This window comes from Geobacter grbiciae (assembly GCF_018531165.1).
Lineage (GTDB): Bacteria > Desulfobacterota > Desulfuromonadia > Geobacterales > Geobacteraceae > Geobacter > Geobacter metallireducens.
Map to the genome: position 1 here is coordinate 190775 of NZ_JAHDIW010000002.1, position 13093 is coordinate 203867.

Here is a 13093-nt window from a genome sequence, read left to right on the forward strand (position 1 = left end):
TAAAATAAGGGGAAAGCCCCCCTTAACGGTTCAAGGACTATACAAAATAAGCGGATTGTAAGTCAACTCCTTTGGGTTTTTAGAGCTTTTGTAGGGGTTTGATACTATCAAACCCCGAGGCCGAGCAACACCCCCTCCAAAAGTCCGAAGTCGCTCACGGTCATCCGGTCAAAACCGAAGACATCCATAGTCTTGAGGGTGATGAGGATGCCCGCGATTATGAGGTCTTCACGTCCCTTTTCGAGCCCGGGCACCGTAAGGCGTTCTTCTGAAGATAGGGGAAGGAGCATCGTAAAGATCCTCCCGATCTCATCACGGGTGATGACATGATTGTTCACGCGGCGGTAGTCATAGTCGGTCATCTGGAGGCTGATGGCTGCCAGGGTTGTTGCCGTGCCGGCAGTACCGACGAGCGTTGCCCCATCGAGGCGTCCTCGGAGGCCCTTCCCTTCAAGACTTTTCCCGAGCCCGGCCAGTTCCCTGCCGATTTTTTCTTCCATGGCCGGGACATCGGGTTTCCCTTCGGTGAGCCTGACCACCCCGAGGGGAAGACTCTCGGTATGGAGCGGCCTGCGTGATTCGGCCAGGGTGTACTCGGTGCTCCCTCCTCCCACATCAAAAACGAAGAAGTCCCCCTCTTTCCGGGTCAATCCCGAAATCACCCCAGCCAGCGTCAGCAGTCCCTCCTCCTCACCGTCGATCACCTCCAACCGGATGCCGGTCCGATCAATTACCTCGCTGCAGAACGCGGCGCCATTAGCCGCATCGCGGACCGCACTCGTGGCAACGGCCCTCAGTCGCGTAACGCCTCCGCGTTTCATATCTGCGGCAAAATCAATCAATGCATCGAGGGAGCGTTGCCACGCCGCGGGAGAAATCCCCGCCTCCCGAGTGAATCCCCCGCCAAGCCGTGTTATGCGGCGCTTGACGAGAATCGGGGCCACAGCTCCTCCCTCCACTTTCCCGATAAGGAGCCGAGCCGTGTTGGTGCCAAGATCAATAGACGCGAGTACGTCATGCATCAGGTGAATTCCCTCCTGGTTTCTATGATGGTGAGACAGGAATCGGCTACTTTGGCAAACGCCGAAATCATGTCAGCGTAGATGATCCCGGCCCGCACGGTGCACTTGCCGGTGGAGAGGCGCTTGATATGCCCATTGAGCATCGCCTCCCGCATCTGTACCACCTCGTCCCTCAGCCCCCGCCCCTTTTCAATGGCATCCGCGGCAGGAGTTTCGATTGTTTCCACCGCCAGAGCAACCATTTCCTCTGCCTTGCGCGCCAGATTCCTGATCTCGTGCATTGCCGTGGTTGAGAAGAGGAGTTTTTCCTCTTTCTTCTTTCGCAAATAATCGAGGATCGCCTCAGACTGGTCCGCAACATGCTCGAGCTCACTGATGAGCTGCAGCATGACCGGAATATCCATTGACTCTTCCGGCGGGAGCGGCTGCCGCGAAAGGGTCACCAAAAAATCGGACAGATCCCTCTGGAGGATGTCGATGGTGTTCTCCTTCTGGGCAATGGCAGTGGACTTCTTGGCATCATAGCGGAAGAACTGCTCGACCATTTCATCGTACATGGTGCGGGTGATTCCGGCCATTCTTCTCAGTTCGTTCCGGGCCTGGAGGAGTGCGATGGGAGGGGTGTTGATGACGCGGTTGTCAATGAAGACCGTCCGTGCTTCGACACTGGAAGCCCGCTCGCTGCCGGGAATGATGCGAGGGGCCGAGCGGGCGAAGAAGCCGATGAGGGGAAGGAAGATGCAGGCGCTGAGGATGCTGAAGACCGTGTGGGTATTGGCCAGCACCCGCGAAACCGAGGCTGACGAGGAGAGATCCGCAGGCGACAGGGTAACGACGAACTCGATGAATGCAGGAAAAAAGAGCATCACAACGGTAACGGCAAATATATTGATTACAAAGTAGAAAAAGACTGCGCGCTTCGCTTCAAGGGTACCCCCTATGGATGCAACAGCAGTGATGACCGATGTGCCGACAAGTTCGCCGATGACCATTGCAGCACCCGTCTCGAAGGAGACGAGCCCGCTTCCCGCCAGGGCCATGACGATGCCGATCGCAGTACTTCCCGACTGCACGAGGAGGGTGAGGAGGGCCCCGAAGAGAACGGCCGTAACATGCTTTGAAATCAGGAAGGTGTCGTGGCCGATGATGATGGCGTTCTGCTGCAGTGGCTGGAGATTTGCCTCCATTACGCGGAGGCCGAGAAAGAGGAGCCCTGCGCCGAGTAGCAACTCGCCGGCGTTCACCCAGCGGCGGCGGCGCACGAAGAACCTGAGTGCCACCCCGATGAAGATAGCGGGAAGGGCGAAGGAAGTAATCTTGAAGGCGATGAACTGGACCGCCAGTGTCGTGCCGATGCCGGTGCCGAGGAGAATTCCCAGGGCCTGGTAGAGGGAAATGAGCCCGGCGTTGACAAAGCCGATGGTAATGATGCAGGCGGCGCTCGACGATTGGAGAAGTGACGAAAGTGAACTGCCAAGAAGGGCCGCGGCCAGCCGATTACCGGCAACCCTCTCCAGAGTTCGGCGGAACCTGTCGCCGGCAAGCTTCTGGAGTCCTTCGGTCATGGTCTTCATGCCGAGGATGAAAAGGCCGAGCCCCCCCAGGGCCTCAAGGACATAGAGGATAGTCATGGACGTCCGTGTCCTTGCGCGTTATTTGGAGATGACAAAGGGGAAGGTAAAATCGGGCGGTGCGGATTTTGACGCCCCCTTCCGGAAGACGAGGAGCTTCATTCCCTTTATTGCTGCCAGATCGATCCTGAAATAGACGAGTCCCTCCGCCGTGGCTCCGGGAATAACAGTGGCGGCGTTGAGTGCCCGGGTAAAGATGTCCTGGGGAAAGACTTCATAGTAATAGGGAAGTTGGGATCCGGTTTCAGTGTACGAAGATGTCCTCTCGTAATCTTCCAGATAGTAAAACCCCACATAGGGATAGGGAATCAGGTAGTAGGAATCGCGTGAAACTATTTCCTTTACCCGCTCGGGTGTAAGAGGGAGATGCTGGCGGTTCTGGTCATCAAGGAGAACGAACGAGTCGACGCCGAACCCCACCTCCCGGTCGGTCCGGTTATGGATGCTGACATCGAAGGCAGTGACCGCTCCGTCGAGATTATAGGAAACCATTTCCCGGGCGGAATTCGCCGCCGTGATGGCTATACCATCATTCGTAATTGTCTGGGAATTGTCGGCGGTGTTGATGACCCCTTGGGGAACCTGCTGCGGGATAACCTTGAGAGAACACCCCGCAAGGAAAAGAGCACCACAGAGGAACGAAAGCACTAAAGTTCTCATTGCATATACCCCCTGCAGGAAATCGGTCCTGTTACAGGCCAAGCTTGAACCTGAAAAACAGTGTAGCACGTCCCGGTCATGCTGTCAGGAACCAATCCCCTCGGAAATCGAAAAGGCCCCTCAGGCGCAACTCCAGTGACAGTTTCCGGTTATGGCTGCCGGTTCCCCACCGTTGAGACATGAACTGTTGCAAAGGAATCAGGAAAAGAGACCACCCTGATGAAGGTAATCTTTTCCGCTTCGCGATTGGATGCAGCAGCAATGTACAAGTTGAGTCCGGATCTGAGTCGTGTCCGGAGATAACGATGTGCTTCAAGGGCAAGCAGTAACGAATTTCTGACCCGTTCCTCCCGATTGGCTCCCCAGGATGCATTTGCCTCAATCTTGACAACTCGACCGGAGTCAAGGGTGGCAAGTCTGGAGACGAAAGAATCAAGTTCTCGACGTACCCTCGTGTCGAAACAGGGAGCACTGCCCCCCAGGCGCACCGTACCGATCTCTTCAGCCGGCATTGACGATGCCTGGGGATAGACAGAGACAGGAATAGAGATCAGTAATGCCGAGAGAAGAAGGAGAGGAACAGCCGATTTCATCAGCTTTCCTTGGGGATAAGGAAGAGAATCTCGCACCGGCGATTCAACTTTCTCCCGTCAGAAGTTGCATTGTCTGCCAGCGGCTTGGACTTGCCGAGCCCCTTGATGAAAATCTTGGCCGCATCAATTCCCTCCCGTGCCACGAGGTAGCTGGCCACGGAAACGGCGCGCTTGAGGGAAAGATCCATGTTGTAGTCGGTCGAGCCAATATTGTCGGTATAGCCGTCAACCCGGAGATAAACCCACTTCGTGTCCTTTCGGACCAGCTCTGCAACCTCGGAGATGGACTTCTTCCCCTCCGCCGAGAGACTCCACTGGTCAAAGTCGAAGGTGACGTCCGGGAAGCGAAATTTTCGATAGACCTTCATGCTGTCGGTGATATCCCCTTCACGGGCCGAGGCAACCTGAACGTTCTGCCCCTTCACATCGACACTGTAGAGAGGGGTGATCCCTTCGAGACGGGCAAGGGTATACTCAAGGGCGGAGTTTTCCAGAGTCCCCGAAACCCGCGACGCCAGCCGGACTTCTTCCCCTCCCTGCGTCAGGGAGACCTCTTCTAGGGTGGCGGGAGAAACGGCCTTGGCTGCAGCAGGTTGAGCCGAAATAGTCACTTGACCGTAGGGTTTGATGGTGATCTCCTCCTTACCGGGCTCAACCGTAACCTCAAGCTTGTTGGCCGGCGCCTGAGGTGCAAGGGAGCTGACAAGAAGTGAGGAGATGGGGATAATCTTGCGGATCTTGACTGGTTCCTTCTTTTTTTGTTCATCAAGAGGGTCCAGTCCCTGTCCAAGTCGTGGCACCGGCTTAACGTAGCTGCCGACCCCCTGACAGGCAGTCAGGCCGAAAATCGCACGCCAATCGGGGCTGCCATCGGCAAAACCGATACTTCCGGCCAGGTTGAGGGTAAGATGGGGGGAGAGATAGTACTGTAAACCAACCAGTCCCTCCAATGAATCCGCAAGGGCTGGATCACGGCTGGTGTTACCGGTAAGTTCGCCAGTGACTCTCATGCGGAGCGCCGGTGAATACTCTATACCCACGCCGTAAAGAATCTCATTATCGAAATTTTTGCCTTCGGGAGAACCAGCCAGCAGGTATCCGGAATAGGCATGGACCCCGAACCGGTCCGTGGTGTAGGAAGCGATGACCTTCCCACCACCATTTGTAGTACCGTCTACAGCCGCGTTCTCTGATATCTGGCGCTGGAGGAACAGATCAAGCGCCAGCTTCAAGGGGGAACTCCGCTTCCCAATTACCCTGAGCTTTGACCCCAGTTCGGCGTACCCTTGCCCCGTCTTCTCCTCGTCGCCGTTAAAAAGAAGGTTCGGATATGAGCCGTAGAGTTCCCAGAAAGTACCAATGCCGAGGGTAAGAGCAACAGGAACAGTCAGTGCGTTGTCGCTGTTCTTCGCCGTGCTGATTCCCCAAGCCCCCACGCAGATATTCCCTGCATCGAGCGTTTCGGCCGAAGGCACCGTAATGAGGCCCGTCGAGCCGTTCATGGCGGGGTTGGCAAAGGCCGATGCGGCAAAGACAAGAGCCGCTATGATAAAAACACAAAGTCTTGTCATGAAGAGTTAGCGCCTTGCGTACCTGGTGGGTCCGACGACACCAAAGGGGTTTCGAACAGAGACAATTTTTTGTCAACGGCTACTGAACTTCCGACAGAGCTGGTGATACCGGAACGCCGGCGCAGGGGGTTACTGATCGTTATCGACCCGCTCCTTGAGTTCCTTGCCGACTTTGAAAAACGGAAGCTTTTTCGGTTTCACCTCAATGGGGTCACCCGTTTTGGGGTTTCTGCCCGTGTAAGCCTTGTAATCCTTGACGACAAAACTCCCGAAGCCGCGAATCTCGATCCGCTCGTTCCGCACCATGGCGTCAGTCATTGCATCGAAGACTATGGAGACAATCTCCTCCGCCTTCTTGTAGGTGAGCCCTTTTTCTGCCGCCAATGCCTCAATAAGTTCAGACTTGTTCATCACAACCTCCTCCCGGTAGGTATCGAGAAAGAATTGCAGAGACGTACGTCTCTCATGAAAGCTCTTCGGCATGCGGACTCGAAAACTTTAGTAAATTCGCCAAGAAACTTTAACAGCACCCCTTCAGATACTGCTTGGCGACCAAAGCCGCCTCTTGGGACCGTCCGGTTGTCTCCAGAAGTCCCACCAGCCTCTCAGCCGCTTCCCGTTTGAGAGGCGTTGAAAGAAGCTGCGAAAACAGGGCAATGGCTCGATCGCTCTCTCCCTGCACCCGATATATTTCACCCAGGAACATCCCTGCCTGATCAGGCAATATGTTCCGCTCAACCATCCGTTCCAGAAGAGGCACCGCTTCGGTAAAGCGGCCATTTTCCGTCAGCAACTGCACCAGGCTGAGGTTGCAGAGAGGATTAGCGTCATTCAAAGCAAGCGCCCGACGCAACAGGGTCTCGCAGCGGCGCCCGTCCCCTCCCTGATGCGAGAGAATGGCCAATTCATACAGAAGAATGTCGCTCTCTCCGGAGGCCAACAACCGCTCGAACACCTTTTCAGCAGTCATCTGGTCACCGCCGTGGGCTGCCAGATACCCTCCTGCAAATTCCTCTCCCAGATCAGCATAACGTTCGGGCAAATCACCCGGCAACGGACGAACAAGGAGCTCGAACCGGTCCATGTCATTCAAACCATCGTCTTCAAGCTCAATGTTTTCGGAATGTTGCGACGTTGATCCGCCACAGCCGCCACACCCCCCCTTTTTCTCATGGTGATGCACATGGGGGATTTGCTTTTCCAAAAGCGCAAAAGACTTTACCGCCTTGTCCCTTATGGTTACGTCATCTGCCAGATCGAGAGTCAAATTAAGGTGTTCCTCGGCTTTGGCAAACTCTCCACTCTTCAGGCAGTGTTCCGCCTCCTGAAGGTTCATCTCGGCGAGACGGTTTCCCGCCACAACCATTTTTTCTCTGATGACGGCAGCCGTGGTCGCGCCTTCGGGAGAATGAGCATCAAGCCGCTCAAGGGCGTCCTCCAGGGAAAGCCGTGCTTCAGCAAAGCGGCCGGCAGCCAGGAGCTTTTCGCCTTTTTCCAGACATGACGCTGCATCCTTCCGGAATAACTTGGAAAAAAACATAATGGATCCTCCTGTTCGTTAAATCGTGAACGTATGGGGAAGTCTGTTAAAACGGCCAGGGATCAGTCGGCTCTACTCAGCAAGGTGACACTTTCAATATGGAACGTTTGGGGGAACATGTCGACGGGGAGGCATTCGCGGACATCGTAACCGGACTTGCGAAAGAGCCCGAGATCCCTTCCCAGGGTGGCAGGGTCGCAGGAAACATAGACAACCCGCTCCGGCCTGAGGGAGGCCACCTCTGTCACCGCCTCTTTGGCGCCGGTCCGCGGAGGGTCGAGAACAACCACCGAATAGTGTTTCTCTCGGGAGACAAGCTGACGCACTCCAGCGGCGGCATCGGAACGGATGAACTCGATCTTTCCTGCACCGTTAGCCGCTGCATTGCGCCTTGCATCTTCCAGTGAGGGGCCATAGTCTTCGATCCCCACAACTGCCATGGCATATCGGGACAGAGGAATGGCAAAGTTGCCGTTGCCACAGAACAGGTCCAGCAACCGTTCTTCCCCGGTCAGATCCGCCATTCGATGAACCGCGCGCAGCAGTTCCCGGTTCTGACGGTAATTGACCTGAGAGAAGCCGCCTCGGCTGAAGCTCAGGGTCATGGAGGGAAGTTTCGGCAAGAAGTCGCCAGGGAAGCGGTAGGTGAGAGCATCATCCCCCCAGAGGGGTTCAATGCTTTCCTTTCGGCCGCACTGAAGATGGAGTCCACCCACCGCTGGGAGATCACTACGGCAGGCGGTAAAATGCGCCCGTGCACGATCTCGATTGTCGCCGATATAATGCACTACGGCCAAGGTGACGCCGTCATCTCCCACGGCCACGTCCACTTGGGGAATACGGTCGGGCTCAGCGAAACAACTGATGACAGGGCGAATCTCCGCCAATACCTGATTGAGGGCCGAATTGCAGATAGCGCACCCTTCGGGGATATCCACGACATAGTGGGATCCGCGGCGGTAGAAGCCCATCTGGAGCTTTCCGGCGGTCCAGCGCACCTTGAACTGGACCCGTGAGCGGTAGCCGTAGGGGGAGTCGGAGGGGACAGCCCTGGCGACCCGTTCCGACTCGATCCGACCGAAGCGCCAGAGGGTGTCGCCAACAATTCGTTCCTTCGCCTCAAGCTGGTCATCGTAGGAAAGATGCTGCCATGTGCATCCGCCACAGATGCCAAAAACCGGACACAGGGGAACCACTCTGCGTGGTGATGCTTCAAGGAGCTCGACGATTTCCCCTTCAAGATAGGAGTTCTTTACCAGGCTCAGTCGTATGCGGGCAAGGTCATCCGGCGCGGTGAACGGTACGAAACAGGCTTTCCCCTCGACACGGCCGAAGCCGGCTCCACCGAAAGCCAGGGACTCAATCCGGACAACGGCTTCAGTCATGGTAATACGCCGTGATGCGGGCAGAAAGATTGCGCTTATTTCGAGCCCTCGCGAGCTCAGTCATGAGGAATTTGCGCGGAAAGCCAGACGCGGAAAAATAAGGAAGAGAATGGGAGATAAAATTGCCGATGAGCTGTTCAGTCACGGTGGCGATGGCGGTAGAGGGAACACCCATCTGTTCCACGGTGCGTCGGTACATGGCGGGATCCCCGACAAGACGTCGCACCTCCTCAATCTCCGCAGGTTCATCGAAATAGTCGGGGCACAGGGGGACTACACAGACAATCTCAACTTTCACCAGGTAAAAATCGCCATAATAGAGACGGGTGTGGTCAAAAAAACGGACAATCAGACTGTTTTCAAGGGTCATTTCCCTGATCAAGCTCGCCATGCTGCGCTAAACCTTCCCTGTAATCGAGTTTATTGGTGAAATTATTACATACTACGCCTTCAGTTCTGAAGTAAAGGCGTTTGTCGCCCTACAGCATGCTGCCAATACGATATATAGAAGCGGTCGGGCTCGCGAAGCACAAGGAAAACGGCTTGCATTTTCCACGGATAGCGGGTAAGTTAGCGAAGTTTTACTCGTCAATCTATTTATCTGCACCAAGGAGCGCTAACAAACCCATGAGTAAAGAAGAAGCCATAGAAGTCGAAGGTACAGTCATCGAACCCCTCCCTAATGCCATGTTCCGGGTCGAACTGGAAAACGGCCACGTGGTACTGGCCCACATCTCAGGCAAGATGCGCAAGTATTTCATAAAAATTCTTCCGGGAGACAAGGTAACCGTGGAGCTTTCTCCTTACGACCTCAGCCGGGGCCGTATTACATACCGCGCCAAGTAATCCTTTCACCACGCTTCTGCGGAGGGAGTCAGGCTCTTTCCCCCGCAGAAGTGCCTTGTCCATATTACCTGCCGTAACTGATTCGGGTAAACGTGCCCGACCCTGCAACCAAGGGTCAAGAGCGCATCTCAAATAGCCCGAAAACATGTTCACCTCTCTATGCCCGGCAGACCGTTGCAATGTTCCGGTCGGTAGCCATGAACGTATTGCGTCATCTTGCCATTTTTTACTTAACATCCAATCAATTATGGTGTAAAAAAATACGTTTTTTGCATATAACACCAACAAAAGGGGCTCGCGTATGTATACTGTGGCAGATTTAAAAAAAGGACTGAAAATAACCCTCGACGGTGATCCCTATCTTGTCACCGCCTTCGAGTTCTCCAAGCCGGGCAAGGGCCAGGCCCTGTACCGCACCAAGATGCGCAACATGATTACCGGCATTACCCTCGACCGGACCTACCGTTCCGGCGAGACCTTCGAACCGGCCCGCCTTGAAGAGCGCCAGATGCAGTACCTCTATAAGGAAGACAACCACTACACATTCATGGACAACCAGACCTTCGAGCAGGTCCAGATGAGCGAGGACGCCGTAGGCGATGCAAAGAACTTCATGATCGACAACATCCAGGTCGATGTTCTGATGTTTGGGGAAAAGGCCATAGGCGTATCCCTTCCCAACTTCGTCAATCTCCGCGTCGTCCAGACCGACCCGTGGGTCAAGGGTGACACCTCCGGCAGTGACTCCAAGCCAGCCACTGTGGAAACCGGCTACGTCCTGCGCGTACCCCCCTTCATAGAGGAAGGCGAGATGATTGTGGTCGACACCCGCACCGGTGATTACTCCACGAGGGTCAAGGGGTAAGCCGATGACGGCAAACTGGCGCCTTGCCCGCCGCCATGGAGCGCTCCGGGCACGGGCCCGCATCATACAGGAAATAAGACGCTTTTTTATTGAAGGGGGGTATCTCGAAGTGGAGACCCCCCTTCGCATTCCTGCTTGTGCGCCCGAGTCCCACATTGACCCGGTGCCGGCGGACGGCTGGTTCCTCCAGACCTCTCCCGAAATCTGTATGAAACGGATGTTGGCGGCGGGTTACGAGCGGTTATTCCAGATCTCCCACTGCTGGCGCGCCGGTGAGCGGGGAAGAATGCATGTCCCGGAGTTCACCATGCTTGAGTGGTATCGGGCAGGTACAGACTATCGGGGGGTGATGGATGAAACCGAGTTGCTGATAAGGTTCGTGGCTGAAGGGGCGGGATTCGGCGGGCCACTTTCGTTCCGTGGCAAGGAGATCGACATTACCGCTGTGTGGGAGCGGATCACCGTGCGTGACGCGTTTGTCAGATATGGTGGGATAACCATGGATGAGGCCCTTGAAAGGGACATCTTCGACGAGATGATGGTCGAACAAATCGAACCGCGTCTCGGCATCGGCCGTCCCACGTTCATCCATGACTACCCTTCCTGCCGCAGCGCCCTGGCGCGGCTGAAGAAAGACGATCCAGCCGTTGCAGAGCGATTCGAGCTTTATCTTGGTGGTGTAGAGATGGCCAATGCCTTTTCTGAGCTGACCGACCCAGTGGAGCAGCGCGCCCGCTTTGAAAGCGAAAACGCCTTCCGTACCTCCCGGGGGCAGACGTCCACTCCCCTCCCCGAGAAGTTCCTTGCCGAACTGACTGCCATGCCCCAGGCGGCCGGAATCGCCCTCGGCATCGACCGGCTCGTGATGGTGTTGCTTGATGCCGACACCATTGACGACGTGGTGGCGTTTACCCCTGAGGAACTGTAACTCCCCTCCCCCTCACCGATCCTGGTATTCGACAATCTCTCCCCGGTAGTTCCGTAACAGCCACGTATCACCCCGCCGCTCCACGGCATCGGGGATAAGCGGTATCTTCCCCTTTCCACCCGCCGCATCAATGACAAAGTAGGGTGTCGCCATCCCTGAGGTATGCCCCCGCAAAGCCCCTATGATATCAAGCCCCGTTGCCACCCTGGTACGGAAGTGACCGGTTCCCCTAACCAGGTCCATCTGATGGATGTAGTACGGCCTTACCCTGATGGCGAGGAGACGCTGCATGAGAAGCGTCATAACCGCCGGTTCATCATTGACGCCGGCAAGGAGCACCGTCTGGTTGCCCAGGGGAATGCCGGTGTCTGCCAGACGGGCACAGGCCTTGGTCGCCTCGGGAGTGATCTCTCGCGGATGGTTGAAATGGGTATTGACGTAGAGGGGGTGGTAACGTTTGAGCATGCGACAGAGCCGTGCCGTAATCCTTTCCGGCAGGGTTACGGGGGTACGGGTGCCGATCCGAATCATCTCCACGTGGGGAATGGCGCGCAGGCGTGCCAGGATCGCTTCGAGTCGCTCATCATCCAGAAGCAGCGGATCTCCCCCGGACAGGATCACGTCCCGTATGGCCGGTGTCGCCGCGATGTACCGGACAGCATTGTCCCAGGAATGTTCGTTGCTCCCCGCCAGCGGGCATCCCACCCGGCGCTTCCGCATGCAAAAACGGCAGTAGACGGCACACTCGTTGGAAACGAGCCAGACGACCCGGTCGGGATAGCGGTGAATAAGGCCGGGAACAGGCGAAAGCCGTTCCTCGTCAAGGGGATCGGAAAGCTGATCGTCATCGAGCTCACATGGGTCAGGGACGCACTGACGCCAGATCGCATCGCCCGGCTTCCCGATGAGCCCCAGATAGCGCCGCGTAATCCGCATTGGATAACGCCGGACAAGCGGCGCAAGGGGTTCGGGATCGATATCCAGAAGCTCCGCAAGCTCCTCGGGTGTGGTTATGCTGTCGGCGATGGCCTTTCGCCACGTTTCCATCTTTACGCTCTCCTTCCACAAACGGACAAAGGCGGGGAGGAACCCCGCCTTCGCTCACAGAAGCAACTCGTCTGCTGGTTTTCAGACCTGCAGCGCGCCGATTAGCTCCTTCACGTCCGTAATTCCGTTGCTAACCAGATACTGCTCCATTTCCGCCGCAATCCGCTCGGAAGCGGCCGGGTCAAGAAAATTGGCAGTCCCTACCTGAACGGCCGTGGCGCCGGCCAGCATGAACTCCAAGGCGTCAGTCCCGGACATGATGCCGCCGATGCCGATCACCGGAATTTTCACCGCCTTAGCCACCTGCCAGACCATCCTGAGGGCCACCGGTTTCACCGCCGGTCCTGAAAGGCCGCCGGTCACGTTGGCAAGGATGGGCCGCCGAGACTTGAGGTCGATGGCCATGCCGGTCAGAGTATTGATGAGGGACAGGGCATCAGCCTCGGCGTCGGCACAGGCCCAGGCCATCTCCACGATGTCGGTGACATTGGGGGAAAGTTTCACAATTATCGGCTTGATGGTGGCCTCCCGTACCACCTTCACCACTGAATATGCCGCCTTGGGCTCAGTGCCGAAAACGATCCCGCCGTGCTTCACGTTGGGACAGGAGATGTTGATCTCCATCCCGGCCACTTCGGGAATCTTGTCGAGCCGCTCGGCAAGCTCGGCGTATTCCTCGACGGTATTGCCGAAAAAGTTGACGATGGCAGGCGTGTTGACGGTGCGGAGAAACGGCACCTTTTTCTCGATAAAGGCATCTATTCCCACATTCTGGAGACCAATAGCGTTCAGCATCCCGCCGGTGGTTTCCTGGATGCGGGGCGTCGGGTTGCCGGCCTTGGGCTTCAGAGAGAGTCCCTTGGTGATGATGGCGCCGATCTTTTCGAGATTCACGTACGCGGCAAATTCTTCACCGTAGCCGAAAGTCCCCGAAGCGGTCATGACCGGGTTCCTGAGTTTGATTCCCGCTATCTCGACAGAGAGGTCTGGTCTGTTCATTGGCAC

At 56.3% G+C, this 13093-nt stretch carries 14 protein-coding genes; 3 read left to right on the forward strand and 11 right to left on the reverse strand.

The features are described from left to right. Positions 1–107: 107 nt before the first annotated feature. From KJB29_RS04265 to KJB29_RS04305, 9 genes are all read right to left on the reverse strand, one after another. Positions 108–1022 (reverse strand): Ppx/GppA phosphatase family protein, encoded by a 915-nt coding sequence (locus tag KJB29_RS04265; protein ID WP_215733533.1) that lies wholly within the window; start codon positions 1020–1022, stop codon positions 108–110. After that, complete coding sequence (locus KJB29_RS04270; protein WP_215733534.1) at positions 1022–2653, reverse strand: Na/Pi cotransporter family protein; 1632 nt, start codon at positions 2651–2653, stop codon at positions 1022–1024. Before KJB29_RS04270 ends, KJB29_RS04265 begins: the two co-directional genes overlap by 1 nt. A gap of 21 nt (positions 2654–2674) precedes the next feature. Further along, on the reverse strand, positions 2675–3313 hold the full coding sequence (locus KJB29_RS04275) for a hypothetical protein (RefSeq protein WP_215733535.1): 639 nt from the start codon (positions 3311–3313) through the stop codon (positions 2675–2677). A gap of 149 nt (positions 3314–3462) precedes the next feature. Continuing rightward, complete coding sequence (locus KJB29_RS04280) at positions 3463–3906, reverse strand: hypothetical protein (protein ID WP_215733536.1); 444 nt, start codon at positions 3904–3906, stop codon at positions 3463–3465. Beyond that, positions 3906–5477 (reverse strand): OmpA family protein, encoded by a 1572-nt coding sequence (locus KJB29_RS04285; protein ID WP_215733537.1) that lies wholly within the window; start codon positions 5475–5477, stop codon positions 3906–3908. Before KJB29_RS04285 ends, KJB29_RS04280 begins: the two co-directional genes overlap by 1 nt. 129 nt (positions 5478–5606) lie before the next feature. After that, on the reverse strand, positions 5607–5888 hold the full coding sequence (locus KJB29_RS04290; RefSeq protein WP_215733538.1) for an HU family DNA-binding protein: 282 nt from the start codon (positions 5886–5888) through the stop codon (positions 5607–5609). Positions 5889–5997: 109 nt separating this feature from the next. Beyond that, positions 5998–6843 carry a tetratricopeptide repeat protein gene (locus tag KJB29_RS04295; protein WP_246560344.1) on the reverse strand — a complete coding sequence of 282 codons (846 nt, stop codon included), beginning with the start codon at positions 6841–6843 and terminating at the stop codon, positions 5998–6000. A 236-nt stretch (positions 6844–7079) separates the two neighbouring features. Continuing rightward, on the reverse strand, positions 7080–8402 hold the full coding sequence (gene rlmD, locus KJB29_RS04300; RefSeq protein WP_215733540.1) for a 23S rRNA (uracil(1939)-C(5))-methyltransferase RlmD: 1323 nt from the start codon (positions 8400–8402) through the stop codon (positions 7080–7082). Then, positions 8395–8793 (reverse strand): hypothetical protein, encoded by a 399-nt coding sequence (locus KJB29_RS04305; RefSeq protein WP_215733541.1) that lies wholly within the window; start codon positions 8791–8793, stop codon positions 8395–8397. Before KJB29_RS04305 ends, rlmD begins: the two co-directional genes overlap by 8 nt. A gap of 236 nt (positions 8794–9029) precedes the next feature. Here KJB29_RS04305 and infA point away from each other — a divergent pair, with 236 nt between their 5' ends. The 3 genes from infA (at position 9030) to epmA (ending at position 11041) form a co-directional block, all read left to right on the forward strand. Further along, complete coding sequence (gene infA / locus KJB29_RS04310; protein ID WP_004512009.1) at positions 9030–9248, forward strand: translation initiation factor IF-1; 219 nt, start codon at positions 9030–9032, stop codon at positions 9246–9248. A gap of 301 nt (positions 9249–9549) precedes the next feature. Beyond that, entirely contained in the window at positions 9550–10113 is a 564-nt protein-coding gene (gene efp, locus KJB29_RS04315) for an elongation factor P (RefSeq protein WP_215733542.1), read from the forward strand. A gap of 4 nt (positions 10114–10117) precedes the next feature. Beyond that, positions 10118–11041, forward strand: coding sequence for an EF-P lysine aminoacylase EpmA (gene epmA / locus KJB29_RS04320; RefSeq protein WP_215733543.1), 924 nt, complete (start codon positions 10118–10120; stop codon positions 11039–11041). A 12-nt stretch (positions 11042–11053) separates the two neighbouring features. On the opposite strand, the gene KJB29_RS04325 is transcribed toward epmA, so the two are convergent. Together KJB29_RS04325 and KJB29_RS04330 are read right to left on the reverse strand one after the other, a co-directional pair. Then, the gene (locus KJB29_RS04325; RefSeq protein ID WP_215733544.1) at positions 11054–12088 is read right to left on the reverse strand and encodes a KamA family radical SAM protein; all 1035 of its coding nucleotides are present in this window, start codon (positions 12086–12088) and stop codon (positions 11054–11056) included. 81 nt (positions 12089–12169) lie between these two features. After that, a complete protein-coding gene (locus tag KJB29_RS04330; protein WP_215733545.1) occupies positions 12170–13087 on the reverse strand; it encodes a dihydroorotate dehydrogenase in 918 nt (305 codons plus the stop codon). Between the last annotated feature and the right edge of the window lie 6 nt (positions 13088–13093).

Excerpts from the sequence above, each read along its gene's own strand:
- KJB29_RS04265 (WP_215733533.1), bottom strand. The coding sequence starts at position 1,022 with ATGCATGACGTACTCGCGTCTATTGATCTTGGCACCAACACGGCTCGG.
- KJB29_RS04270 (WP_215733534.1), bottom strand. The coding sequence starts at position 2,653 with ATGACTATCCTCTATGTCCTTGAGGCCCTGGGGGGGCTCGGCCTTTTC.
- KJB29_RS04275 (WP_215733535.1), bottom strand. The coding sequence starts at position 3,313 with ATGAGAACTTTAGTGCTTTCGTTCCTCTGTGGTGCTCTTTTCCTTGCG.
- KJB29_RS04280 (WP_215733536.1), bottom strand. The coding sequence starts at position 3,906 with ATGAAATCGGCTGTTCCTCTCCTTCTTCTCTCGGCATTACTGATCTCT.
- KJB29_RS04285 (WP_215733537.1), bottom strand. The coding sequence starts at position 5,477 with ATGACAAGACTTTGTGTTTTTATCATAGCGGCTCTTGTCTTTGCCGCA.
- KJB29_RS04290 (WP_215733538.1), bottom strand. The coding sequence starts at position 5,888 with ATGAACAAGTCTGAACTTATTGAGGCATTGGCGGCAGAAAAAGGGCTC.
- KJB29_RS04295 (WP_246560344.1), bottom strand. The coding sequence starts at position 6,843 with ATGGTTGTGGCGGGAAACCGTCTCGCCGAGATGAACCTTCAGGAGGCG.
- rlmD (WP_215733540.1), bottom strand. The coding sequence starts at position 8,402 with ATGACTGAAGCCGTTGTCCGGATTGAGTCCCTGGCTTTCGGTGGAGCC.
- KJB29_RS04305 (WP_215733541.1), bottom strand. The coding sequence starts at position 8,793 with ATGGCGAGCTTGATCAGGGAAATGACCCTTGAAAACAGTCTGATTGTC.
- infA (WP_004512009.1), top strand. The coding sequence starts at position 9,030 with ATGAGTAAAGAAGAAGCCATAGAAGTCGAAGGTACAGTCATCGAACCC.
- efp (WP_215733542.1), top strand. The coding sequence starts at position 9,550 with ATGTATACTGTGGCAGATTTAAAAAAAGGACTGAAAATAACCCTCGAC.
- epmA (WP_215733543.1), top strand. The coding sequence starts at position 10,118 with ATGACGGCAAACTGGCGCCTTGCCCGCCGCCATGGAGCGCTCCGGGCA.
- KJB29_RS04325 (WP_215733544.1), bottom strand. The coding sequence starts at position 12,088 with ATGGAAACGTGGCGAAAGGCCATCGCCGACAGCATAACCACACCCGAG.
- KJB29_RS04330 (WP_215733545.1), bottom strand. The coding sequence starts at position 13,087 with ATGAACAGACCAGACCTCTCTGTCGAGATAGCGGGAATCAAACTCAGG.